Here is a 24,614-nt window from a genome sequence, read left to right on the forward strand (position 1 = left end):
GCTTCGTTTTAGGCGGCGCCCATTGGATCCCCCATGGGATCCATCGTGCCCGCCGCCGCAATGCACCAGATCACGCCCAGCGCCAGCAGCGTTTCGAGCGTGACGCTGCGCCGCAGCGCGGCCAGAGCGCGGTGGCGCGCGCGCGGATCAATCGCCTGTTCCAGCGCGGGCACCAGATGGAACCGGTTATGCCCGGCCAGCACGAACATCGCGCCAAACAGGCCCAGCTTGGTGAGCAACAGGCGGCCATAGGGCGCAGCGGCCATCACCGCCCATTGCCCCGGCGGGGCCAGAAACAGCAGGTTGGCCAGCCCCGAAAGCACCAGCACGCCAACCAGCACCGTGCCGATCAGCGCAAACCCGCCCAGTTGCCGCCCCAACCGGGCCAGCGCGGTGCGGTCATTGGCCCCGCTGCTCCACACCAGCGCGGTGAACAGCAGCAGCGCCCCCAGCCACGTCAGCCCGGCCCACAAATGCGCCATATCGCCGCCCAGCCGGACCACCGAGGCAAATCCCATTGAGGCCGCGCCATGGCCGCCCCATGCCAGACAGGCCGTGGCCAGCCCGCCCAGCGCGGCGACCGCCAGCAGGGGCGTATCCCGCCGCAACGCGATTACCCCCAGCGCCAGCATCAGAAACGCCGCCCGCGCCATCACCGCCCAGCCCAATGCCGTATCGGTCAGCATCATCGAGACCATCTCGCCATCGAGATCGGCCACCGGCTGGGCCGCCATCCGCGCCAGAATGAAGGCAAACTCGCCCGCGCCCAGCGCCAGCCCAAGCATGCAGCCCAGCCCCAGCACCGGCCGCCCCCATGACGAAGCGACACGCCGGCCCAGCAGGCGCGCCGTCAGCGCCGCCCCAAACACCAGCCCCAGATCAATGAACTGAAGCCAGCGCAGCCAGACCAGCGTTTCGCCCATCATTTGCCGATCACTTGACGGTAAAGTTCAGCTTGCCCGCAACCCGGTGCGTATCGGTCGAAACCACATGCCAATTGGCTTCATACGTGCCTGCGGGCAGCGCGCGCGGCAGCTTGGCCACCAGCGTCACCTTGTCGGCGGCAAGGGCGGTTTTCACGCCCGTCATCTTCATCGGCTCGTGATCGGTCATGCCCGGCATGCCGGTCATCACCACATCCATGCCCGACATGGCGGCCATCAGCGGTTCGCTGAAAGTGATCGACACCTGCGTCACCTTGGCGGCGCTCGACCCTTCGGCTGGATTGGCGGAAACGATCTTGGGATGGGCCAGCGCGGGCGCGGCAAAACCGGCAACGGCCACGCAGGCGGCCAGAGTGGAGGCGAGAATATGGCGCATCGGATCGAACTCCCTATGGTAAGGCTTTTGCCCGAGCCTGTCATACGATCATCGGGCGCCGGAGCGAAAGGGCATTTCGGCGCCCGCCTGCGCAACACTATGCCGTTTCGCCGGGCCGCTTTGGCATCCTTTGGGCCAGATGCCGGGCGGCTCGGCGGACCGGGCGTTTACGCTTCCTCGCGCCGCATCTGCATCAACCGGCGGCGCGCCCGGATCGCGGCGGCGTCCGAGGGCAGGATGACGGGACGCAGCGCCCAGAAATCCTGATCCCCCATCGCCTCCTGCTGGGCGCGGATCATGGGTTCATCCTCCTCCAGAAATACCCGCCGCGCCATTTGCGCCGCTTCCTCGCCATGGTCGCGGGTAAAGAAATAATGCGTTTCGCGCGCGCTCCTGGGGGTCAGGATATGCGGATTGGCCATGGGCGGCACGACCGGGGCGCGGGTTTCCGATTGCACCACGCCGATCATCAGCGCCAGCGAGGCCGGAGCATGCCAGCGCATATGCAGCCATTGATCGACCCGCGCATCCCCCACCATCGGAACGGCCCATGCGGGCGGACGCGATGCGTTCATGTCCCACTTGTTCCACACCGCGCCGGTGGCGTCGCTCTCCACCGTCTGTTCGCCAAATTCGAACAGGGCGCCGTTCACCCCGAAGGTCTCGGTGTGGAGAAACTCCGCATGGCTCAGATCCAGCAGATTATCCGCGATCAACTCGTAATTCACATCCATCAGCAGATGGTCGCGCGCGTCTTTCGCATCATCGATGAAGGAGAAATCGGGGATCGAGTCGGGATCGGCCAAGGCCGCATCGCCGGGCCAGAACCACAGGCCGCCATGGCGCTCGACCAGTGGGCGGGTGGCCACCCGAGCCTCGGGCGGCAGCGCCTTGCCAAAGGGGTTGAAGATGCAGGCGCCATCCATGCCATAGGTCAGCCCGTGATAGCCGCATGCCACCGCATCGCCCACGCGCCGCCCCCGGCTGAGCGGAACAAAGCGGTGGGGGCAGCGGTCGGCCATCATCACCCAGGCGCCGTCGCCCGATTGCAGGATCAGCCATGCTTCGTCCAGCAAGGTGCGCGCGAGGAAGCCGTCGGCGGGCACCTCGGCGGCCCATGCGGCCATATACCATGCGTTGCGGACATAAGGCTCTGCGGCCATTTTCTCTCTCCTCTCTGATCGAGGGAGCGGGCCATGCCTGGTGTCTTTGATTGCCGCATGCCCGCACCCACGCGCGGGACTTTCCCGCATCAAGCTGTGGGGCCTGCAGCCGACGCCATGGGCGCCTTCCCAGACCGGCGGGGCCGGTCACCAGGCTGTGCCCGCAAAGCGGGCGGGCAAGCAGTAAATTGGAATACCGATTCGTGTCAAGAATCGCTCGGGCCATGGCCATCGCGCCATTGTCCTGCCAAGGCGACTAATGCTCTCCGCCCGGCAGATAGCGGCTGGGCGGGACGCCGAGGCGGCGTTTGAACATGGTGGTAAAGGCCGCCGCGCTGTCATAGCCCAGATCGAAGGCGATGCCCGTAACTGCCTCGCCCTGCGCCAGACGGGGCAGGGCGATCAGCACGCAGGCCTGTTGCCGCCATTCGCCAAAACTCAGCCCCGTTTCCCGGCGAAAGGCGCGGGTAAAAGCGCGCCGCCCCATGCCCAGATCCGCGCTCCATTGGTCGATGCTGTCGCGCGGGGTGGGCTGTTCCAGAAAGGCCTGACATTTGGCCGCCATGGCGGGCGTCTGCGGAAAAGGCACCGCCAGCGGCACCGTGGGCGCCAGCGCCAGTTCGGCCAGCAACAGCGCCATCAGTTTCCCATCGCGCCCCTCGCGGTCATATTCGGGCGCAATTTCGCAGGCCGCCTCCAGCAGGTTGCGCAGCAAAGGCGAGACCTGAATGACCTTCGTCTCATCGCCCAGCGAACCCTGCACACCCGGCTCGATCAGGACACTGCGCGTGCTGACCGTGCCCACCATGCGCACGGCATGGGGGCATCCGCCCGGCGTCCACACCGCGCGCTCGGGCGGGGCGACCCATGCGCCCTGCGGAGTGGCAAGCACCACCACGCCCCGCGCCGCATAGAGCAATTGCCCGCGCCGATGCTGATGCCAGTCCAGTTCAAAGGCGGGCGGATACTCATTGCCCACGCCGATGATGGGTCGGTCGATATGGTCCACTGTATCCGGGTCGTTCCAAGGCATGCCTGTCCCAATCGCGAAAAGGAAAGACCCATACAGGAATGCGGGCCAAGGCGCGAGGCGCTATAGCGGGCGGGCAACTCAACTGGAAATCGACCATGCACGGGACCCGATCAACCGCCACTCAAACAACCGCTTACGGCATCATCGCCGCGATCAGCGCCTGCCATCTCATCAATGACATGCTGCAATCGCTGCTTCCCGCGATCTATCCCAATCTGAAGGCTGAACTTGGCCTCTCGTTCAGCCAGATCGGCCTTATCACGCTGGCCTATCAGATCACGGCCTCGATCCTTCAGCCGCTGATCGGCCTTTATGCCGACAAACGCCCGACGCCGCTGGCGCTGCCGGGCGGCACGCTGTTTACGTTGGCGGGGCTGGTGGTGCTGTCGGTTGCGCACAGCTACGGGCTGCTGCTGGTGGGCGCGTCCTTGCTGGGCATGGGTTCGTCAGTGTTCCACCCCGAAAGCTCGCGCGTGGCGCGCATGGCGGCGGGGCAAAGGCACGGGTTTGCCCAATCGATGTTTCAGGTGGGCGGCAATGCGGGGTCCGCGCTGGGGCCACTGGCCGCCGCGATCGTCGTCGTGCGTTGGGGGCAGAGCAGTCTGGCGGCTTTTGCCTTGCTGGCGCTGCTTTCCTGCGCGATCCTGTGGAATGTCGGGCAATGGTATCGCCACCACGGTCTGGCGCGGCTTTCGGCGGGCAGTGGCGCGCGCAAATCGGCCGAACCCCTGCCGCGCGGGCGGGTGCTGGGCGGGATTGCGGTGCTGTTGGCGCTGATCTTTTCCAAATATGTCTATCTGGCCAGCCTGACGAGCTATTTCACCTTCTACCTGATCCACCGCTTCGGCGTTTCGGTTGAGGTGGCCCAGCTTCACCTCTTCGCCTTCTTGGGCGCGGTGGCGGTGGGCACGATCGCGGGCGGGCCGCTGGGGGATCGGTTCGGGCGCAAATATGTGATCTGGTTCTCGATCCTTGGCGCGCTGCCTTTCACGCTGCTGCTGCCCCATGCCAGCCTGTTCTGGACCGGGCCGCTGACGGTGGCCATCGGGCTGATACTGGCCTCGGCCTTTCCGGCCATTGTCGTCTTTGCCCAGGATCTTGTGCCGGGCAAGATCGGCATGATCTCGGGCCTGTTCTTCGGCTTTTCCTTTGGCATGGGCGGGCTGGGCGCGGCGGTCCTTGGCGAGGTGGCCGACCGCGCGGGGATCGAGACGGTCTATGCCATCTGCGCCTTCCTGCCCGCCATCGGCCTGCTGGCCGTGTTCCTGCCCAATCCCCGGCGCTAAGGGCCGGGGGCGTCATTCCATCGGCGCGATAATCGTTTCGGACAGCGCCGCCCCGTTGCGACGCAGGAACAGGCGAAATTCGCGCTGGGCCATGGCGGCGGGACGCACATCCAGCACCACGCGCCACCGCCGCATGGTGCCCACCACCGGATAGGCCGCCTGCGTAGCCACAGCCGCAGGCGGCAGATTGGTCACGGCTTCAACCCCGCTCGCCCGGTCCAGCCCGATCAGACTGTCACCCTCGAAATCAAACACCAGTTTGCGCGTGCCTTCCTGCGCGGCGGCGCCGGGAATGCCCCCCGCGCCATTCCATTGATCGACCAGACGAGCCCCCGCGCCCGCCGAGGGATCATGCGAAATCCAGTGCAGCCGGTAGCGCCATTCATGGGATGCGCCGGCCTGCATCGCCGCGTCGGCCACCCAAAAGGCGGCGACATTGTCTGTGGTTTCGGAATCGGTGGGAAATTCATAGAGCATGACCGCGCCCGGCCCCCAATCGCCCAGAGGCTCCACCCATAGATTGGGGCGGCGATCATAAAACGCGCCGTCGTCCTGATAATCGGCAAAGCGGCGGTCGCGCTGCATCAGGCCAAAGCCGCGCGGATTGGTCAGCGCAAAGGCATTGGTGCGCGCATGGCGCGGATTGCGCAGAGGGCGCCAAAGGTGCTCGCCATTGGCGGCAACGACGGCCAGACCGTCCGAATCATGGATTTCCGGCCGCCAGTCCGGCCCGCGCGCCGCGCCATCCTGATCATACCAGAACATGGACGAGGCAGGGGCAATCCCCAGACGGCGGATATCGCGCCGCAAGGTAAAGGCGGCGGTCACATCCTGGGTCACGCCGTCCGGCCCGTTTGTACTGTCGATCCGCATTGCGCCCGACAGGCTGGGGCCGTCGACCAAGGCATGGACGCGAACATGGGCATCGCCCAGAGCCTCGATCCAGAACTCGGTAAAGCGCGGAAATTCCTCGCCGCTATCCAGCGCCGTATCGACCGCGACGCCGCGCGCCGAAATGCCATACTGGTTTTGCGCCCCGGCGCTGCGGAAATAAGTGGCGCCGATAAAGGAGAGCCAATCGCCATCGCCGCGCGCATTGAGCAGGCGGAAACCGGCAGGCGCCGCATCGCCCCCTCCGGCAAACATCCCGCTTGCCGAGAGCAGGCGGCGCGCCTTGCCGCCCTCAATCAGGTTGATCCTGACCGGAACAGGGGCATAGCGGCTGATCGGCAGCAGGCGCACCGTCCCGCCCAGCGTGGTGGCAGGTCCATAGGTCAGCTTGCCCGCGGCGTCATAATCGATGGCCTGCGCGCCGGGGGCTTCTCGCTCGGGCTGAAAGGGGCGCGCGGCCATGGCGCGGGCCTGCTCGATCAGCGCCTGCCATGAAAAGCTCTGGGGCGGGCCGAAACGCGCGGCGCCTTGTCGGCCCGTCGCCGCCGCGTCCGGCGCGAATGAGGCGAGCCAGAGCCCGGCGAGGCCGCCGCAGACGCTGCGGCGCGAGCAGGCGGTGGAGGGGTTTTGTGTGACCATCGGAAAAGCCTCGCGCTGTTTGGCTGTACCTCGGATTTACGCAAATGGAATGCGGCGGGCGGCCCGGTTGTTCCAAGGCGAGGGGGGCGGCAGGGGCGGTGAGCCGAAGCCGATGGGGGCCTTACGGGCGTGGCCGTGCATCACAGGGATCACCGCCCGGCTGTTCGGCGTTTGCGCGCCAGAAAGAAGCGCAGCATTTCGCGTGAGGCATCCGGCCCTGCCGGGTCAGTGTAGGAGCCCGCCGCATGTCCGCCCGACCAGCCATGGCCGCTGCCATGAATGGTCCAGACTTCGAGCAGGACATCTCCGGCGGCGGATTTATAGACCTTGCGGGTAAAAGCGTGCCCCCTGTCCGATTGCCCGGAAAAGCTTTGTGAAACCAGCGGGCCGGGGCGCGAATTTTCCAGATTGGCGAGGAATTCACCGGCATTGGATGGGTGGACAACCCGGTCGCGGTCGCCCTGAAACACGATCATCGGCAGCGGGCGGCGCGTCCTGGCCGCAGGTTTTGGCGCGGCGCGCCCGCGCATGGCCGAAAGCGCGGTGGAGAGCGAATGGGCCTGACCCTGCGCCACGCCGGAATGGATGCCCACGGCCACGAACAGTTCGGGATAGGCCGCGCCCAACACGGCGGCCGCCCCGGCCCCGGCGGAAAGGCCCGCGACATAGATCCGCGAAGGATTGGCGCGGGCCAGTGCAATGGCATGGCGGGTCAGTCCGGCCATCACGGCCGGTTCCCCGCGCCCGCGCATCTGGTGCTTTGGGTCGTGCCAGTTCCAGCACCGGGCCAAATTCGCGCTCTGGTTCTGCTGGGGATAGAGGACGAGGAAGCCCAGTTCATCGGCGAGTCGGTTCATCTGCGTACCCAGCGCAAAATCCACGGCCGTCTGGCCGCAGCCGTGGAGCATCACCACCAGCGGCATTCGGCGGCGCGCCGACCCGACGGGAGTGTAAAGCCGATAGGCGAACGCGCCGTGGCGGTTTTGAAATTCGCCGTTGATGAAGCTGCCCGGCGCGGGGCGGGGCAGACGGGATTTCGCCCGCCGCGCCGGACGTTTCGCCGGGGCAAGGCCCAGCAGCGCCTGCTGCATTTTGGTTGCCGCAGCCAGCGGACGGGTCTTTCTCGCCAGAGCCGAGGCTTTGGCGAGGGATTGGAAGAAGTTGGTCATCGCGAGCCCCAGCGCTCTTGCTCAGGCTGCCTGCGGATCGTCCATGGGCTGGGCTTCATCGCTTCCCCCGGCCAGCGCTTTGGTAAAGCAATTCTGCCACCAGCGTACATCCTCGCGCCGGATGTTGTCCATCAGCGAAAGCCAGCGCTCCTTGCGCTCCTGCCTGCCCATCCGCAGCGCCTGATCAATCGCCTCGGCAAGCTCGTCGGGGCTATGGGGGTTCACGATCAGCGCGTCGCTCAATTGCCGCGCCGCGCCCGCAAATTGCGAGAGGATGAGCACGCCGGGGTCTTCCGGGTCCTGCGCCGCCACATATTCCTTGGCGACCAGATTCATGCCATCGCACAGCGGCGTGATAAGGCCAATGCGCGAGGCCCGGTAAATCCCCGCCAGCGCATCGCGGGGATAGCCCTTGTTGATATAGCGCAGCGGCACCCATTCGGCATCGGCAAATTCGCCGTTGATCCGCCCCGAAAGGCTGTCAAGCGTGGCGCGGATCTGTTGATAGGAGCGCACCTGTTCGCGCGAGGGCGGGGCGACCTGGAGCAAAAACAACTGGCCATGCAGATCGGGGCGCGAGGCGAGCAGCCGCTCATAGCCCAGAAACCGTTCGGGCAGGCCTTTGGAATAATCGAGCCGATCCACGCCCACGATCATCGTGCGCCCATTGGCGCTGCGCTGCATGCGTTCGCAGAATTCGCGCGCGACCTCGCCATTGGCGGCCTCGTGAAATTCGGCATAATCAATGCCGATCGGGCATACGACGATGCGCGATCGGCGCTCGCCAAGGGTGACTATGCCGTCCGGGTCGATGGTGGCTTCGGTATGGGTCTGAACATAACGGACGAAGGACTCGCGCCAATGGTCCGATTGGAAACCGATGACGTCATAATCGAGCATCGCATCAAACAATTCGCCATGCCCCGGCAACGATTCCAGCAGGCGCGCAGGCGGCCAAGGAATATGCAGAAAAAAGCCGATGCGGTTTTTCACGCCCCGCGCCCGCAGGTTTCGGCCCAGCAGCATCAGGTGATAATCATGCACCCAGACCAGATCGCTTTCCTCGATCAGCGGAGCCACGGTTTCGGCCAGACGGTCATTGACCCGTTCATAACCCCCGGCAAAACCGCGCTCGAATTCGGCCAGATCGACCCGGTTGTGAAACAGCGGCCAAAGCGTGCAATTGGCATAGCCGTTGTAATATTCCTCGACGTCCTGCGCCTCCAGATCGACCGTGGCGGTGGTCACGCCAAAATTGCGCTGGAAATTGATGTGGCCGGTAAAGGTCTCGGTTTCCTCGCCCGACCATCCGAACCAGATGCCGCTGCTTTCGCGCAGCGCCGCCGACAGGGCCACGGCCAGACCGCCCTGATTGCCCGGACCATCGCCCGATGGCGGCGTGACGCGGTTGGATATCACTATCAGCCGGTTCACCGCACCGCGCTCCACGGTTTGCTCAGCAGTGTCGCGCAATTGATCAGGCCGACCAGCGAGTAGGTTTGCGGATAATTGCCCCATAGTTCCCCCGTGTGTGGATTGGTGTCTTCGGACAGCAGACCCGCCGGGGTGCGGCGGGCCAGCATTTCCTCAAATAGGCTGCGTGCGTCTTCATGGCGGCCGGTGGCATGCAGCGCCTCGATCAGCCAGAAGGTGCAGATGTTGAATGCGCTCTGGGGCAGGCCGAAATCGTCCTCATCGGCATAGCGCAGCATGTGCGAGCCGCGCCGCAGCCCCTGTTCGACCGCGCGCAAAGTGCCCAGAAAGCGCGGATCGTCGGGCGCCAGAAAGCGCAGGTCGAGCAACTGGATCAGGCTGGCGTCGAGAATGTCGGCATCGAAAGTGGCGGACATGCGCTGGGTATCCTCGCGCCATGCGGATTTGAGGATGACCTGCTCCATGTGGTCGGCGCGCTCGCGCCATGCGGCTTGCCGCTCATCCAGCCCTAGATGGTTGGCCGCCTTGGCAAGACGGTCGCAGGCGGCCCAGCACATGGCCGCGCAATAGGTGTGGACATGAAACCGGCCGCGCAATTCCCAAAGCCCGGAATCGGCCTGATCGTAGGATTGCCACGCCCTTTCGCCGACCTTTTCCAGCGCGCGGAAATCCTCCTCGCCCGCCATGCGGTAAAGGCGCTGATCAAAGAAGGCCTGAACGTTGGACAGGACGATCTGACCATAGGCATCATGCTGCATCTGGGCATAGGCCTGATTGCCGACGCGCACCGGCCCCATGGCGCGATAGCCCGCCAGCCCGGTCTCGATCCGCTCCTCCAGCCGCGCCTCGCCGCCCACGCCGTAAAGCGGCTGGATATGGCCATGCTGGGCATTGTCGACGATGTTGCGCAAATATTCGAGATAGGATTCCAGCACATCGAGCGCGCCCAGACGGTTGAGCGCCTGGGTTGTGTAATAGGCGTCGCGGATCCAGCAATAGCGATAGTCCCAATTGCGGCCCGATCCGGCATGTTCGGGGATCGAGGTGGTCATCGCGGCCACAATCGCGCCGGTCTCCTCGTGCTGACACAATTTGAGCGTGATGGCCGAGCGGATCACCGCATCCTGCCATTCGAGCGGAATGGCCAGACCGCGCACCCAATGGCGCCATTCGCGCAGGGTAAGGTCGAGCATTTCCTCCAGCGTGGTGGCGATATTGCCGTCAAACCCTTCATCGGGGCCAAGGAAGAAATGCAAAGGTCGCTCAACGCGAAACACCTGCTCATCCTCGATCCACCCGACCGGCGCCGAGGTGGAAAGCCGCAGCGTCATATGGCCCAGCATATAGCGGATATGGTTGGAGCCGCGCGTGCGCTCGGCCGCTCGGCGCGACCAGTCATACGTGGGGCGCAGCCGGATGCGGATGCGCGGACTGCCCGCAACCGGGCGGACGATCCGGGCATAGGCAACGGGCCGGTAAATGCGCCCTCTGCGATGAAACCGGGGGCAGAAATCGAGCACGACGATCGCGTTGCCCGCGTCATCCTCATGGCGCGTTTCCAGCACGGGCGTGTTGGGCAAATAGCGCTGGGTGGTGCGGGTGCAGCCTTCCAGATCAATCGACCAGAAGCCATGCCCGTCTGCGTCATGATGGACGCCATCGTCGATCAGGGCGCTGAACGCCGGAGGGCCGTCAACGCGGGGCAGGCAGCCCCAGACATAGGCGCCCTGGGGATCAATCAGCGCGGAAATCTGGCAATTGCCGATGGGCCAAAGGTCGAGCGTCGAGGTCATGCCATCAGCTCCTTGAGCCAGGCCAGCACATCGGCGGGGCTGTCCAGATGGAATTGGGCATGGGTGGCTCGCATCGGGCCGATCAGAACCGAAATCCCGCCAAGCGCGTTGACCGCCGCAAACGCGGCCTCATCGGTCAGGTCATCGCCCAGATAGACCGGGGCGCCCCCCGCCATCGGCGCGCATTCCATCATGTTGCGCACCGCCGTTCCCTTGTCCCCTCCGCCAAAGCGCAGTTCGACAACCATTTTGCCGTGCTGGACGACAAGCCCGCTTTGCGTGGCCAGAGATTCAGCCAAACGTTTCGCCTCGGGGCCGCAGGTGGGATCCTCGCGATAGTGCAGCCCGACCCCATAGGTCTTGACCTCGACCAGCGTACCGGGATGGCCGAAAGCGAAATCGTCAAACCTGCGCGCGGCCTGTTCCAGTTCCTCCACCGGGCGGGGCGGATGGACCAGCTTGTCCTGCCAGCGGAACTCGCAGCCATGGCTGCCCGAAATGGCGAGCGCCTGCATCGTGCGTCCGAACAGATTGTCGATCTGGGCAATGGAGCGCCCCGTGACGAGCGCAAGGCGGCCATGCAGCCGGTCCGCCATCCCAAAGAGCAGGTCGGCCAATTCTGCGGGTATGGCCACCTTGTCGGGCCTGTCGGCGATGTTGACCAGCGTACCGTCGAAATCGAGAAACAGGCTGGAACCGGGCGCCAAGGGCGGGGGCGGGGCCAGCATATCGGTAACGGGGGCTGTGGTCATCAGTGTCTCCAGAACGACGGTCAATTGGGGGGGCTGGGGGCCAGACGGCGCGCTAATGGGGCGCTAATGGGCTGGCGCTTGGATCGCGGCCTCCACTTCCTCGCGTGTCGCGTTGATGGTCGGCCCCTTCGCCCCGGCGAACACCGCGGCGAGCGGGACCGTGATTTTCCCCTTGCTGGTGGTGAGAACCACATGTTGGCCGTTCGTGCTGGCCACCGTGCCGATCTGCTCGCCGTTCTTGTCGTAAATGCCGTCGCCGACTTGCGGCTGGACGGCGCGGGCGGCGGCGGGATCCGACGGCAAAGGGGTGATGAGTTGTGGGGGTTCGGAGGCCGGGGATGGCACAGGCACGCTTTGGCCCATGGCGCCACAGGGCGCTGCGGCAAGCATCGTGGCCGCGATGATGGTGCCTGGCGTTTTCATCGTCGCTTCTCCGGAAAAATCGTTCCCCCGGATGGAAAGAACCTCTTTCAATGTCCCGGCCGATCATGCGCATACATCCAGCGCACATGCCCAAGCTTGCGGCATACGCCGCAGCGGGAACGGACAGCCCGAACGGGCGGAAAACCTGATCTTTTTGAAAGATCACAGGGATAGAACGGTTTAGGGGCGCGAATGGTTCCTTCGCACCTGCGGAAAAATGGCATGACGCCGGGGCATTCGTCGTGCCCCGGCGTCATTCTGCCTCACAGGATCATGCCCGGCCTGCGGCGCGGGCGCGGCGCGTGTCCCAGCCTTTGCGCGCCGCGGCGCTGCGTTGCTCAAACGAGCCGGACTTGTGCGCTCGGCCCCCGCGTGATGAGGAAACATGCGTGTCGGGCTTGCCCCGGCCCGAGCCGGAAAGGTTGCCCCCGCCAGACTCCTTGTTCACCGTGGCCCATCCGCGCCCCAGCGCCTCGTCATGAGGCACGCCGCGCTCCTCATAGCTTTCGGCGATATGCTGCGCCTTGCGTTTCTGCTTGGCGGTATAGGCGCTTTTGTCTCCACGCGGCATGATCGCTCTCCTTTAGGCCAGCAAACGGACCTTGGCCTCGCGGGCCCAGTGGCGCGCGGGGGCAACATCGGGGAAGTCGTCAAGGCTGGTGATGCCTTCATCGCGCGCGATGCCCCATTCTTCCAGCAACCGGTTGGTGGCGGGACAGGCGCCGATGGTCTTGCAATGGGCATAGGCATCGGCAAACCATGCATGCACCGCATGATCGGCGCGCAGGCTGTCCAAGGCATCCGGGTTGATGATCGAGGCCACCGCATCGAACAGGGCCGATGGGCTGCCCGCCAATTGGCCGTCAGCCTTGAGGAGGCCGCCATTGACGGGAATGCCGCCAACCTTTTGCGCGATCAGCACGGCCTTTCCGCCGTTGCCTTCAATCGCCGCCTTCATCTTTTCGATGGATTGCAGGTTCGATCCTTGCGCAAACAGGATCGCGACTTTGCGCCCGGCCATGGGCGGCTGGCCATGCTCCAGGATCGAGAGGGAGGGCGATTCCGCCATCTCGACAAGGGGCGCGGCCATTTCGGCGGGGGCGGGCAAATCCATGGCCAATCCGCCCGCCACGCGCCGCGCCAGATCCTCATTCACCGCGCCCAGCAGCGTCAGCATCCGGTGGCGGACATGCTCCAGCCCCACCTTCGACAATTCAAACACCAGCGCGCTGGCCAGATGGGCCTGTTCGACCGGGGTTTGCGATTGATAGAAAAGGCGGGCCTGCGAATAATGGTCGGCAAACAGGGCGGGCCGGACTCGCAGGTGCTGATCGCCGCTGTTGGGCATCATCCCGCGCGCAAACGAAGTGAAGCCTGTTGCCGGGCATTCGCGCGGTCCGGACGGTTCGCCCGCCTCGTTCAGGCTGTTGGGCTCGTAATTGGCGCGGCCCTTGGGGATCTCCATCTGCATCATGCCGTCGCGCTGGAAATTGTGCATCGGGCATTTGGGCGCGTTGATCGGCAATTGATGGAAATTGGCCGTGCCCAACCGCGACTTTTGCGTGTCGAGATAGGAGAACAGCCGCCCTTGCAGCAGTGGATCGGGGGTGAAGTCGATGCCGGGCACGATGTTGGCCGGACAAAAGGCGGATTGCTCGGTCTCGGCGAAGAAATTGTCCGGGTTGCGGTTGAGCGTCATGCGCCCGATGATCGTCACCGGAACCAGTTCCTCGGGGATCAGCTTGGTGGCGTCCAGCACGTCGAAAGGCTGTTCCAGCGCCCAGCCCTCCTCGAAGACCTGAACGCCAAGATCCCAGGCCGGAAAATCGCCGCTCTCGATGGCCTCATACAGGTCGCGGCGGTGATAGTCGGGGTCGGCTCCGGCGATCTTGACCGCCTCGTCCCACGTCGTTGATTGCAGACCCTGCACCGGCTTCCAGTGAAACTTGACCAGCTTGGACGCCCCTTCGGCATTGACGAGGCGGAAGGTATGGATGCCGAAACCTTCCATAAAGCGCAGCGAGCGCGGGATGGTGCGGTCGCTCATCTGCCACATCACCATATGGATGCTTTCAGGCATCAGGCTGACAAAATCCCAGAACGTGTCATGCGCGCTGGCGGCCTGGGGATAGCCCTTGTCGGCCTCCATTTTTACAGCATGGACAAGGTCGGGGAACTTGATGGCATCCTGGATGAAAAACACCGGGATATTGTTGCCCACCAGATCCCAATTGCCTTCATCGGTATAAAATTTGACCGCAAAGCCGCGCACGTCGCGCGGTGTGTCGACGCTGCCCGCGCCGCCCGCGACGGTTGAAAATCGCGTAAATACCAGGGTTTGCTTGCCAACAGCGGAAAACAGGCCCGCAGCTGTCAGTTCGGGAATGGCCTTTGTGCATTCAAACACGCCATGGGCGGCCGAACCGCGCGCATGGACGATCCGCTCGGGGATGCGCTCATGATCGAAATGAAAGATCTTTTCGCGCAGCACGAAGTCTTCGAGCAGGGTAGGCCCACGCTCGCCCGCCTTCAGGCTGTTTTGATTGTCACTGATGCGTATGCCTTGATTGGTGGTCAGATGGGCCTGCGCCGCGCCGCCATGCGTTCCATGCGGACCATTGACCGGAACCTGCTGATGCGTTTCGCCGCCGACGCCGGTGGTGGTTTCAAACGAGGGATCTGCTTTGGCCAAACTTGCCTCCTGTTTTCGCGCGAACACAGCAGGGCGAGAGGCCTGCCGGCATGTATCACGCAAGGATCAGGGCTGGCCAATGTTCCGCCTCTTTCCCACACCCGTTCTCTTTGCGCGATGAAGCGTTGGCGGCGGCCGCGACCAAGGGCAAAAGCGTAAATTTAGGGAAGTGTAATATAGAGGTTTCGTTAAGACTAACCTATGTTAGTAAACTTTCCAGAGATTTGGCCGGGAATTGTCGTTTTAGGCATCTGGACCGGCGGTCGAGCACTGGCGCGGGGAGAGCAGATACTATAGGATCATGCCTGTTGGATCGCGATGCTGTCCGAACGGTTGGGCCTGCTTAAATCCAGGTATGGCCCTACCCGTTACCAAGGAAAATCCTATGAGCGATCCGCGCCCTGTAACGATTATCATGATCGAGGATGATCAAGGCCACGCGCTGCTGATCGAGAAAAGCATCAGGCGGGCAGGGGTCTCCAACAGCATCGCCCATTTCGACAATGGCGCGGATGCGTTGGCCTATCTGGGCGACGGCTCGGCATTGCGCGATGCGGGCGGAGCGGCGCTGATCCTGCTCGACCTCAATCTGTCGGACATGAACGGGGTGGATATCCTCATGCATATCCGCGAAACGCCCGCGCTCAATGCGGTGCCGGTCATTGTGCTGACCACGACCGAGGACACGCGCGAGATGGCGCGCTGCTATGATCTGGGCTGCAACGTCTATATCACCAAGCCGCTGGAATATGGCAGCTTTGCCAATGCGGTCCGCCAATTGGGCCTGTTCATTTCGGTAATGCAGGTGCCCGAGATTTTGAGCTGATCAGCCCGTCTGCGGCTGTCGCCTGACCGGGCGGGCGGGTTACGCGCATCGCCCATGAAATCGTCAGATGTAGGTCACCCCGTAATGGGCATGGATTTGCCCGGTGTAGGCCTGATCATAGGCGGGCGTGTCCGTCTCACTGTGATGGGGGCCTTGCTCCAACTGTTCCTTGGCGATGTTCACGACATAGGCGTCCCGCGCTCGATCATAGGTCAGGATCTGCCAGGGCAGGGGATAATGGACGCTGCCCAGCCCCAGAATCCCGCCATATCGCAAGACAGCGTAATGCGCCTTGCCTGTGCGTTTGTTCACCATAAACCGGGTAATTGCGCCCAGTTTCTCGCCCTCGAGATTATAAACGAGGGTGCCTTCAACCCGATCAGAGGCGATCAGGTCATGCGTTTCGTCCGTATTCTGGATGGCGAGCATGGTATTTCTCCTGATTGAACATGGGGCGTCAGATCCGCCGCTATGGGCGCTTGATCCAATGGAAACAAGCACATGGGCGGCAGGTTCCGATCTATTGCCCCAGGTTATGATCTTGGCTGTGATGCGCGGTTGCGGCCAATGCGGGAACTTTCGGCCCACCACGGCGCTTTTTTTCATGCGGCTTTGCGGCGTGGGCCAATGGAGATGGCGCGCAGGGCCAGAGCGGAACAGGATGGTGCTATGCGTTCGATGATGGGTCGCAAACTTGGGCGTTTCGTTGATATGACCGACCGGGACGAGCAACTGCTCTCCCATATGCTCGGTTCGCAAATGCTGCTTGTCGGGGCGGGCCAGGACATGATCCGCGAGGGCACGCGGCCCACTTTCGTGAAGATCGTGATGGAAGGCTGGGGCGCGCGCTACAAGTTGCTGGAAAACGGGCGGCGCCAGATTGTCGGCTTCCTTTTGCCGGGCGACCTGTGCATTCCGCAAGCCATCATGACCATGCCGCTGGACCATTCGATTGCCGCGATCAATGATCTGCATTGCGCGCTGGTGCTGCCCGAAAAACTGGATGGGGTGGAGCAGGAATCGGTCAATATTCGCAAGGGTCTTGCGGTCGATGCCCAGGTATCGCTGGCCATTCAGCGCGAATGGACGGTCAATCTGGCGGCGCGTTCCGCGCATGACCGGCTGGCTTGCCTGATCTGCGAATTGTTCCTGCGGCTCAAGGCTGTGGGCCAGACGCAGGGCAATGGTTTTTCCTGCCCCCTGACCCAGATCGATCTGGCCGAAGCGACCGGCATCAGCGCGGTCCATGTCAACCGTGTCATCAATACCATGCGCCGCGCCGATCTGATCACGTGGCGCGAACAATTCATCGAAATCAACGATCCCCAGCGTCTGGCGCACACTTGCGGGTTTCGGCCCAATTATCTGCAAATGTCCTTCTGAACCCACTCAATCATGGGCCGGGCCGCTACGGCGCAGCAATTCGGCCGGATCGAGCAATTTGAGCTGACCTGCCTCCAACGCAATCACCCCTTCGCCGCGCAGGGTCTGAATCACGCGATTGGCGTGAATGGCCGAAATCCCGACAATATCGGCAAAATCAGCCTGCGTCAGCGGCATAACGCATTGGTCGTCCACAACCGAGCCGCTGGGGCGCAACCGTTCGACCAGATCGCAAAGCAGGGCGCAGATGCGTTCGGTCGCGTTCATGCGGCCCAGATTGACGATCCAATTTTCATGGCTTTTCAGCGTCTGCGTGATCGATGCCATAAGGCTCGTCATGCCCTCTGTCGCCCCCGGACCAGACCCGCGAAATTCCGAGAGCGCCATGGGCGTCACCAGCATGTCGGTCAACGCCGTGACGGGCCAGTTGGCCCGGCCCGTCAGCGCCCATTGCGCTTCGCAATAATCGCCGGGCAGGAACAACGTGATAATCTGGCGCCGCCCATCGGGCAACAATCGGTATTGGCAGGCCCAGCCGCTTTCAACCCGAAACAGCCGGTCCATGGCTTCATGACGGCGGGCGAGATAATCATGGCGGCGGATGGCATGGCGGGTGCGGGGCGGCGACTGTGTGGTCAGGACCATTTTACCGCAACCAATGCAATTTACACACCTCACCGGCGGCGGGGAGCGATTGCTTTTTCAGGTTCGGCGGAATGATCGTGTCGGGGGCTGAAAGTTCAGCTTTTATCGCAAGTCTCTTATTCCGCACCGTTTAGCCCCGCTCGACCCTCTATTATGAGGCGGCGTTAGCGCAAAATTTTGCGCCTCAATTAACAAATGTTAAGTGCCGCAAGGCCGGATCGCAAAACCATGCCGCGCACCACCGAACAGGGCCGGTCCGGCGTTGCGCGGCATAGGTTCATCAGTATTTGGCGGTCGCATCGCTGGCGGGAAAGCTCTCGTCCGAGGCTTGATCGACCTTGTCCCAATCCTTTTGGTCGGTCCGCATGGCGTCGGGTCCGGCATTGCGCACCTGCACGAAATTGTCCTTTGCCGCTTCGCCGGGGGCAAAGGCGGCGGGGACCAATTGCGCATTGGGACGGAGCCACTGATAAAGAGCATAAAGGCCGATGGCACTCAAAGCTGTGTTGAACAAACGCATGATCGCATCTCCATCGCTTGGTAGGTTTAAACGAAAGCAGCGGGCAGCGGCGATGTTCGCACCGCGCCGGGAGCGCATCCTGAATTTTGCACGCTTGGCCTCACGCCGGGCCATCCTGCGTGAAGGAGCGGCGCGCATCAGGCGGCCCGAGCGCCGGTAATCATGCATTATTCAAAGAGAAAATCGCTGCGCCCCCGTGCTTTAGGCAAAAACGGTCCCGCGCACGGATGGAACATTGCCGCCTGAATGTTCTTTCTCCTGAACCAAGCAGGAGAGCGAAAATGACCCAGAGGATAATCACTTCTTTCGCGTTGATCTTGAGCATGGCCGCGGCCCCGCATGCCTTCGCCCAAACCGGGCACAAGCCGACCGCAAGCGCCCACGCCCCGGCCAATCCGGCCCTCAAGTCGCCCGACAAGATCACATGGGGTCAACTGGGCAAGGGGCACAACTCTTTCACCCGCGGCGAGGCCAAGGAACGTCTGGAAAAGGCCGGCTACACCCGCGTTGATCAGCTGATGCTGGACAAGGACGGTCTGTGGCAGGGCCGCGCGCAACTCGATGGGCAGGCCGTGCGGGTGGCCCTCGATTTCAAGGGCAATGTCGCCCACCGCTAATCGCCCGGTTTTGATGTAAAAAGAGAGGATTGACCATGAGCACGATCGTCACCCACCTGTATGACAGTTTTCAGCAGGCCGAGAGCGCGGTGCGCGCGCTGGAGCAGGTCGGCATTGACAAGGACGACATCAGTCTGGTCTCGCACCGCTATTCAAACGATGGCGTCAAGGGCGCCCCGGCCGAACTGCGCGAGCCCGAGGATTTCACCGCCGCGCAGGCGGCGGGGCGCGATGCGGCGGCCGGTGGCTCGCTGGGCGGCATTCTGGGCGCGACCGGCGGCGTTCTGGCGGGCCTTGGCATGTTGGCCATTCCGGGCATCGGCCCGGTTGTGGCGGCGGGCTGGCTGGCAACGGCTGCGGCGGGCGCGGTTGCGGGCGGAGTCGTGGGCGCGGGCGCAGGCGGCATTGTCGGCGCGCTCTCCAACGCAGGCGTCAGCAATGAAGAAGCCGAATTCTATGCCGAAAGCGTGCGGCGCGGCGGCACGCTGGTCAGCGCCAAGGTGCCCGACGACATGGCCGAGGCTGCGCGTCAGGTTCTGGCATCGACCGGGGCGGTTGACCCCATCGAACGCCGCCGCCTTTATGAAGGCGCGGGCTGGACGCGTTATGACAGCAACGCGCCCGCCTATACGGCCGAGGAAGTGGCCGCCGAGCGTGATCGCTGGATGCTGCGCCATTAATCGCGCGGCCTTTTGAACAGGAAAGGGGCGGCAGGTCACTCTGCCGCCCCTTTTTTACCGAAAGCTCAACGAGAGCGCGTGGTACAATTTCGGGCGGCAGACCAGCGCGCTGGCCCAATCCGCGATCAGGGCCGTGCCGAACAGCGGCAGGATCATCGAGCGGTCGGCGGTCATTTCCATGACAATGATGATGGCCGTGAGCGGCGCGCGCACCACACCGGAAAAATACCCGACAATGCCCAGCACCACGATAGCCCCGCTGGCATGGGTGGGAAAGACCATCGAGAGCGCCTGACCCAGCCCGGCGCCCACCGAGAGCGAAGGGGCAAAGATACCCCCCGGTGCCCCGCTCAGCGCTGTTGCCAAGGTCGAGATCAGCTTGGCCGGGCCAAAGGCCAGCGAAACGCTGTGCCCTTCCAGCAATGCGCGGGTGGTTTCATAGCCCGTGCCCCATGACAGGCCGCCGCTGGCCACGCCCGTGATCGCCACGATCAGCCCGCATCCGCCCGCCAGAACCAGCGGACGCCCCTTGATCCGCGCCAGCCAGGGCGCGCCCGACCATGCCATCGCCACCATCGCGCGGGCAAACAGGCCGCCCAGCACCCCGCCCCCGATCCCGGCCAGCGGCACCACGATCAGCATCGTGCGCAGATCGAGCGACGCGCTCATCGCGCCGAAATAGATATAGTCGCCCGACAGGCCCAGGCTGACCAGACCCGCGATCATGACGGCGGCCATTACCTGCACCGCCACCTTTTGCTCAAACGCGGCGGCCAGTTCCTCAATGGCAAAGGCCACCCCGGCCAGCGGCGTGTTGAACGCCGCCGCCACGCCCGCCGCGCCGCCCGCAATCACCACGCCCGATGTGATCGGCACGCGCAGTATCCGGTTGACCGCCATCATAATCGAGGCGCTGATCTGGACCGTTGGCCCTTCACGCCCCGCCGATCCGCCTGCCAGCAGGATCAGCACCGTACCGATAAATTTGGCCACGGCCGTTGCGGGCGAGAGCAAGGCCGCGGCCTTGGCGCCATCGGGCCGGTGGCATGCGGCCATAACCTGCGGTATGCCCGAACCGCGCGCCAGCGGCCAGAAGCGGCGCGTGAACCACACCACCGCCATGAACAAGGCAGGCGTCAGGATCAGCGGCGCCCATGGGGCAAGGCGATAGGTGGCCAGAAAAGCGCGCTGGGCCCATTCGCCGCATTGGGCAAACACGATGGCCACCAGCGCCAGCGCCATTGCGCCAAGGATCGCGGCAATGCGCGATGCAAGGTTTCCGGTCCAGCGCAGGCGGGCAAGCCCGGTTCTGGCGCGTCGCTCAATAGCCACAGCGGCCCCTTATAACAGCCTCGAAGCGATGCCCTTAGGCCTGGAATACAGCGGCGTCTATGGGTTGGCGGCGAGCTGGGGGAAGGGGGCGGGTTTCAGGCCCGCCCCCTTGGGCGTGGATCAGCCCGTCGCGCGCGCCATCAAACGGCCCAGACGCTGGGCAAAGGCGCGGGGGTCAAGCGGCTGTTCGCCATCGACAATCCGCGCTTCGTCCAGCAGCAGGTGGGCGGCATCGGCGCGCAATTCATCCTGCGCGGGCAGGGCGGCAAGGCGCTCGATCTGGGGATGGGCGGGGTTGACCTCCAGCACCGGCTTGGACCCGGCAGGGGCTTGGCCCGCATTGGCCAGCAGCTTTTCAAGCTGGCGGTCAAGGCCGCTTTCGCTGGCCACAAGACACACCGCGCTGTCGGTCAGGCGGTCCGAGGCGCGCACGTCCGACACCGCATCGCCCAGCGTTTCCTTAATAAAGGCGAGGAAGGAGGAAACCTCGTCGCTGGCCTCGGCCTTGGGCGCCTCGGTCCCCTCGGGCAGGGGAATCAGGCTGAGATCCGCCGCACCCTGTGTGACCGACTTGAAGGGCTTGCCATCCATATCGATCCCGCCGCGCACCCAGAAACTGTCCACCGAATCCGGCAGCAGCAGGACCTCGACCCCGCGCGCGCGAAAGCCCTCAAGTTGGGGTGACGCCGCGATGCGGTCGATGTCGCTGCCCGTGGCGTAATAGATCGCGGTCTGGTTCTCCTTCATGCCCGCGACATAATCTTCCAGCGAACGCCATTCGCCGCCCGATGTGGTCGTCTTGAACCGGGCCAGACGCAGCAGGCTCTCGCGCCGCTCGAAGTCCTCGTACAGCCCCTCTTTCAGCACCGCGCCGAACGTGTCCCACAGCTTGGCATAGGCCGCCGGATCATTCTTCGCGGTCTTTTCCAGTTCGCCCAGAACCTTGCCGGTCAGGCCCTTCTGGATCGTGGTCAGAATCGGACTGTCCTGAATCATCTCGCGCGAGACATTGAGCGGCAGGTCCGCCGAATCCACCAGGCCACGCACAAAGCGCAGATAGCGCGGCAGCAATTCAGCATCATCGGTGATGAACACCCGGCGGACATAGAGCTTCATCCGCCCCTTGCGGTCCGGGTCGAACAGGTCGAACGGGCGGCTTTCGGGGACAAAGGCGAGGACGTTATATTCATACCGCCCCTCGGCGCGGTAATGCAGCGTCAGCGCAGGAGCGTCCCACTGGCCCGCGACGCTGCGATAGAAATCCTTGTATTCCTCCTCGCTGATCTCGCTTTTTGGCCGGGTCCAAAGGGCGGTACCATCGGCGATCTGCTCACCTTCGGCATCGGGCTTGTCCTTGATCGTGATGGGCACGGGGACATGGCCGGATTGGGCGCGCACCATCTGCTCGATGCGGTGGCGCCGGGCGTAATCCTTGGCCTCCTCCATCAGGTGGAGCACGATGCGCGTGCCGCGCGCGGGGGCCTCTTCGGGCGGGACGGCGCCGATCGTATAGGTGCCCAGACCATCGGAGGACCAGATCGCCGCCTCATCCTGTCCCGCGCGGCGCGAGAGAACATCGACCTTGGAGGCCACCATGAAGGCCGAATAGAAGCCCACGCCGAACTGGCCGATCAACTGGGTCTGTTCATCGCCCTTGGCCGCCGCGATGCTGTCCATAAAGGCCTTGGTGCCCGAACGCGCAATCGTGCCCAGTGTTTCGGCCATGTCGGCGCCGGTCATGCCGATGCCATTGTCCTCAAGGATCAGCCGGTTGCCGTCTTCGTCAATCGTGATGGTGATGCGCGGGGCCGGATCATCGCCCAGCAGTTCGGGCCGGGAAATCGCTTCATAGCGTAGCTTTTCGCAAGCATCGGCTGCGTTCGAGATCAACTCGCGCAGAAACACGTCCTTGTCGGAATAGACCGAATGCACCATCATATGCAGCAACTTGGCCACATCGGCCTCGAAGGCATGCGTTTGTGGCTGCGTTTCGTTCAGCACTTCGCTCGTCATGGTTTGCCAATACTCCCGGCGGTTGTTCAATGCTGGCGCCCAGATGTTGAGCGCGGCCGCCGGTTTCAAGATCCGCACAGGCAAAAAGCAGCGCGGTCGAGGCTTTAGCGCAAATAGGCCCTGACGATGGCCACCAGTTCCTCGGCGGCCTGCACCTTGGGGTCGCTGACGGGCAGGTCGGGCTCGATCATGTGTTCGCGGATATGATCCTCGATCACCTCGGCGATAAAGCCTTCCAGCGCGCCGCGACAGGCGGTGGCCTGTTGCAGCACGCGGGCGCATTCGACATCGCCGCTGACGGCGCGCTCCAACGCGTCGACCTGACCACGCAGCCGTTTGAGGCGATTGAGGAGTTTCTGCTTTTCTGCCGCAACATGGCTCATGACATGACCTTTTCAGCTTGATACCATACCCCCCTAGGGTATATGTCGCCGCAAGTCGAGTCGGGCCGCATCATGCCGCCACGACCGATGATCCGAAGGAATCAACCGATGCCGCGAAGTTGCAACCATTCCGCCGACGAGGGCGACAGTAGGCTCACCGCCTTGCTGACGCTTGCGTTGCGGTCGGCAGCTTTTCCATCCGGGCATCCATGCGTGTAATGTAATGCGCATAGGGTCCGGGCGGAAAGCATGCCTTTCCGTCCAAGGACCCGAATATGAAAATTCTGACGATTGCGCGCGCCCTGTGCGCTGCCCCGCTGGCCATGGTGGCCGCGCCCGCCTTTGCCGATGATGCCCCCCGGGAGCAGACCCTTGCGCCCCGCGACCAGAGCTTTGCCATCCACGGCCAATATACCGGCGTCGTGCAGGGCGTGGGCGGCTTTGCCTCGCCCTATGCCGGAGAAAACAGCCTCGATCCCCATCAGGTCAAGGTCACCAATGACGCCACGCTCTACCTTGGCCTGCGCCTGTGGAAGGGCGCCGAGATCTGGGTCAATCCCGAGGTGGATCAGGGCTTTGGCCTGTCGAACACGCTGGGCGCGGGCGGTTTCCCCAGCGCCGAGGCCTATAAGGTCGGCAAGATGGCGCCCTATTTCAAGCTGCAACGCGCCTTTGTCCGCCAGACCATCGCGCTGGGCGGGGATGCGGTCGCGCTGGCGCCCGGAATCAACCAGTTGCGCGCGACCGCCACGGCCAACCGCATCGTCATTACGGCGGGCAAGATGGGCGTGGGCGACATTTTCGACACCAACACCTATGCCCACGATCCGCGCGGCGATTTCCTCAACTGGTCGCTGGTGGACACGGGCAGTTTTGATTACGCCGCCAATGCATGGGGCTATACCTATGGCATTGCCGCGGAATGGTATCAGGGGCCGTGGACGTTGCGTGCCGGTCTCTACAACCTGTCCAAGGTACCCAACGGCATTGAGTTGGCGGCGGATTTTTCCCAGAACGCCGTGATTGTCGAAGGCGAGCGGCGCTATCGCATCGCCGGGCGCGCGGGCGCGCTGCGCGTTACGGGCTTTCGCAATCGCGGCCTGTTCGCCCGCTTTGACGAGGCACTGGCCAAAGGCGCGCCGCTTGATCTTGCGCCCGTGCGGCGCAGGCAGGACCGTTTTGGCCTCGCCCTCAATGCCGAGCAGGAGGTGACATCCGCCCTTGGCCTGTTCCTGCGCGCAGGGACCAGCGATGGCGCGATCGAGACCTATGACTTCACCGATATTGACCGCAGCCTGGCCTTCGGCGGGGCGCTGAAAGGCAAGGCATGGGGGCGGCCGCAGGACACGCTGGCCGTCGCGGGCGTGATCAACGGCATTTCCGATGCCCATCAGCGCTGGCTGGCGGCTGGCGGTATGGGCGTGCTGGTGGGCGATGGCGCGCTGCCCCATCCGGGGGATGAGCGGATCATCGAGGCCTATTACGCCTTCCGTCCTGTGGGCTGGGCCGCGCTGACGCTCGATTATCAGCATATCGCCAATCCGGGCTACAACCGTGATCGCGGCCCGGCCAACATCTTTGGCTTGCGCGTTCATGCTGGCTTCTGAAACCCTGTGCGAG

General features: G+C 63.9%; 24 protein-coding genes. 6 read left to right on the plus strand and 18 right to left on the minus strand.

The annotated features are described in order from the left end of the window. Nucleotides 1-8 precede the first annotated feature (8 nt). The 4 genes from copD to PQ467_RS08305 form a co-directional block, all read right to left on the minus strand. Nucleotides 9-926 (minus strand): copper homeostasis membrane protein CopD, encoded by a 918-nt coding sequence (gene copD / locus PQ467_RS08290; RefSeq protein ID WP_274176021.1) that lies wholly within the window; start codon nucleotides 924-926, stop codon nucleotides 9-11. Nucleotides 927-933: 7 nt separating this feature from the next. Beyond that, complete coding sequence (copC, locus tag PQ467_RS08295) at nucleotides 934-1,320, minus strand: copper homeostasis periplasmic binding protein CopC (protein ID WP_274176022.1); 387 nt, start codon at nucleotides 1,318-1,320, stop codon at nucleotides 934-936. 167 nt (nucleotides 1,321-1,487) lie between these two features. Continuing rightward, on the minus strand, nucleotides 1,488-2,483 hold the full coding sequence (locus tag PQ467_RS08300) for an aromatic ring-hydroxylating dioxygenase subunit alpha (RefSeq protein ID WP_274176023.1): 996 nt from the start codon (nucleotides 2,481-2,483) through the stop codon (nucleotides 1,488-1,490). Between the two features lie 256 nt (nucleotides 2,484-2,739). Further along, nucleotides 2,740-3,516 carry an AraC family transcriptional regulator gene (locus PQ467_RS08305; RefSeq protein WP_274176024.1) on the minus strand — a complete coding sequence of 259 codons (777 nt, stop codon included), beginning with the start codon at nucleotides 3,514-3,516 and terminating at the stop codon, nucleotides 2,740-2,742. Between the two features lie 95 nt (nucleotides 3,517-3,611). On the opposite strand from PQ467_RS08305, the gene PQ467_RS08310 reads away from it, so the two are divergent. After that, complete coding sequence (locus tag PQ467_RS08310; RefSeq protein WP_274176025.1) at nucleotides 3,612-4,802, plus strand: MFS transporter; 1,191 nt, start codon at nucleotides 3,612-3,614, stop codon at nucleotides 4,800-4,802. 12 nt (nucleotides 4,803-4,814) lie between these two features. Here the strand turns inward: PQ467_RS08310 and PQ467_RS08315 are convergent, their stop codons facing one another. The 8 genes from PQ467_RS08315 to PQ467_RS08350 form a co-directional block, all read right to left on the minus strand. Beyond that, entirely contained in the window at nucleotides 4,815-6,332 is a 1,518-nt protein-coding gene (locus tag PQ467_RS08315; RefSeq protein ID WP_274176026.1) for a glucan biosynthesis protein, read from the minus strand. Between the two features lie 149 nt (nucleotides 6,333-6,481). Next, nucleotides 6,482-7,501 (minus strand): extracellular catalytic domain type 1 short-chain-length polyhydroxyalkanoate depolymerase, encoded by a 1,020-nt coding sequence (locus tag PQ467_RS08320; RefSeq protein ID WP_274176027.1) that lies wholly within the window; start codon nucleotides 7,499-7,501, stop codon nucleotides 6,482-6,484. Between the two features lie 21 nt (nucleotides 7,502-7,522). After that, entirely contained in the window at nucleotides 7,523-8,935 is a 1,413-nt protein-coding gene (locus PQ467_RS08325; RefSeq protein ID WP_274176028.1) for an alpha,alpha-trehalose-phosphate synthase (UDP-forming), read from the minus strand. Beyond that, entirely contained in the window at nucleotides 8,932-10,728 is a 1,797-nt protein-coding gene (locus tag PQ467_RS08330) for a glycoside hydrolase family 15 protein (protein ID WP_274176029.1), read from the minus strand. Before PQ467_RS08330 ends, PQ467_RS08325 begins: the two co-directional genes overlap by 4 nt. After that, a complete protein-coding gene (gene otsB / locus PQ467_RS08335) occupies nucleotides 10,725-11,480 on the minus strand; it encodes a trehalose-phosphatase (RefSeq protein WP_274176030.1) in 756 nt (251 codons plus the stop codon). Before otsB ends, PQ467_RS08330 begins: the two co-directional genes overlap by 4 nt. Before the next feature lie 63 nt (nucleotides 11,481-11,543). Next, on the minus strand, nucleotides 11,544-11,954 hold the full coding sequence (locus PQ467_RS08340; protein ID WP_274176031.1) for a hypothetical protein: 411 nt from the start codon (nucleotides 11,952-11,954) through the stop codon (nucleotides 11,544-11,546). Nucleotides 11,955-12,174: 220 nt separating this feature from the next. Continuing rightward, on the minus strand, nucleotides 12,175-12,474 hold the full coding sequence (locus PQ467_RS08345) for a plasmid stabilization protein (protein ID WP_274176032.1): 300 nt from the start codon (nucleotides 12,472-12,474) through the stop codon (nucleotides 12,175-12,177). Between the two features lie 12 nt (nucleotides 12,475-12,486). Continuing rightward, a complete protein-coding gene (locus PQ467_RS08350; RefSeq protein WP_274176033.1) occupies nucleotides 12,487-14,595 on the minus strand; it encodes a catalase in 2,109 nt (702 codons plus the stop codon). A 385-nt stretch (nucleotides 14,596-14,980) separates the two neighbouring features. On the opposite strand from PQ467_RS08350, the gene PQ467_RS08355 reads away from it, so the two are divergent. Next, nucleotides 14,981-15,421, plus strand: a complete 441-nt coding sequence (locus PQ467_RS08355; protein ID WP_274176034.1) for a response regulator — start codon at nucleotides 14,981-14,983, stop codon at nucleotides 15,419-15,421. Nucleotides 15,422-15,484: 63 nt separating this feature from the next. Here the strand turns inward: PQ467_RS08355 and PQ467_RS08360 are convergent, their stop codons facing one another. Then, complete coding sequence (locus PQ467_RS08360; protein ID WP_274176035.1) at nucleotides 15,485-15,850, minus strand: PRC-barrel domain-containing protein; 366 nt, start codon at nucleotides 15,848-15,850, stop codon at nucleotides 15,485-15,487. 240 nt (nucleotides 15,851-16,090) lie between these two features. Between PQ467_RS08360 and PQ467_RS08365 the strand changes: the two genes are divergently transcribed. Continuing rightward, complete coding sequence (locus PQ467_RS08365; protein ID WP_274176036.1) at nucleotides 16,091-16,804, plus strand: Crp/Fnr family transcriptional regulator; 714 nt, start codon at nucleotides 16,091-16,093, stop codon at nucleotides 16,802-16,804. A gap of 6 nt (nucleotides 16,805-16,810) precedes the next feature. Here the strand turns inward: PQ467_RS08365 and PQ467_RS08370 are convergent, their stop codons facing one another. Together PQ467_RS08370 and PQ467_RS08375 are read right to left on the minus strand one after the other, a co-directional pair. Next, nucleotides 16,811-17,449, minus strand: coding sequence for a Crp/Fnr family transcriptional regulator (locus PQ467_RS08370; RefSeq protein ID WP_274176037.1), 639 nt, complete (start codon nucleotides 17,447-17,449; stop codon nucleotides 16,811-16,813). A gap of 280 nt (nucleotides 17,450-17,729) precedes the next feature. Next, the gene (locus PQ467_RS08375; protein WP_274176038.1) at nucleotides 17,730-17,969 is read right to left on the minus strand and encodes a hypothetical protein; all 240 of its coding nucleotides are present in this window, start codon (nucleotides 17,967-17,969) and stop codon (nucleotides 17,730-17,732) included. A gap of 281 nt (nucleotides 17,970-18,250) precedes the next feature. On the opposite strand from PQ467_RS08375, the gene PQ467_RS08380 reads away from it, so the two are divergent. Both PQ467_RS08380 and PQ467_RS08385 read left to right on the plus strand, forming a co-directional pair. After that, nucleotides 18,251-18,586, plus strand: a complete 336-nt coding sequence (locus tag PQ467_RS08380) for a hypothetical protein (protein WP_274176039.1) — start codon at nucleotides 18,251-18,253, stop codon at nucleotides 18,584-18,586. 35 nt (nucleotides 18,587-18,621) lie between these two features. Further along, nucleotides 18,622-19,266: a hypothetical protein gene (locus tag PQ467_RS08385; RefSeq protein WP_274176040.1), complete on the plus strand. Its 645-nt coding sequence runs from the start codon at nucleotides 18,622-18,624 to the stop codon at nucleotides 19,264-19,266. 54 nt (nucleotides 19,267-19,320) lie between these two features. On the opposite strand, the gene PQ467_RS08390 is transcribed toward PQ467_RS08385, so the two are convergent. From PQ467_RS08390 to PQ467_RS08400, 3 genes are all read right to left on the minus strand, one after another. Beyond that, nucleotides 19,321-20,592, minus strand: coding sequence for a chloride channel protein (locus tag PQ467_RS08390; RefSeq protein ID WP_274176114.1), 1,272 nt, complete (start codon nucleotides 20,590-20,592; stop codon nucleotides 19,321-19,323). 126 nt (nucleotides 20,593-20,718) lie between these two features. Continuing rightward, nucleotides 20,719-22,611 carry a molecular chaperone HtpG gene (gene htpG, locus PQ467_RS08395; protein WP_274176041.1) on the minus strand — a complete coding sequence of 631 codons (1,893 nt, stop codon included), beginning with the start codon at nucleotides 22,609-22,611 and terminating at the stop codon, nucleotides 20,719-20,721. A gap of 104 nt (nucleotides 22,612-22,715) precedes the next feature. After that, nucleotides 22,716-22,994: a metal/formaldehyde-sensitive transcriptional repressor gene (locus tag PQ467_RS08400; protein ID WP_274176042.1), complete on the minus strand. Its 279-nt coding sequence runs from the start codon at nucleotides 22,992-22,994 to the stop codon at nucleotides 22,716-22,718. 275 nt (nucleotides 22,995-23,269) lie between these two features. Here PQ467_RS08400 and PQ467_RS08405 point away from each other — a divergent pair, with 275 nt between their 5' ends. Next, on the plus strand, nucleotides 23,270-24,601 hold the full coding sequence (locus PQ467_RS08405; RefSeq protein WP_274176043.1) for a carbohydrate porin: 1,332 nt from the start codon (nucleotides 23,270-23,272) through the stop codon (nucleotides 24,599-24,601). Nucleotides 24,602-24,614 lie beyond the last annotated feature (13 nt).

This window comes from Novosphingobium sp. KACC 22771, assembly GCF_028736195.1.
Taxonomy (GTDB): domain Bacteria; phylum Pseudomonadota; class Alphaproteobacteria; order Sphingomonadales; family Sphingomonadaceae; genus Novosphingobium.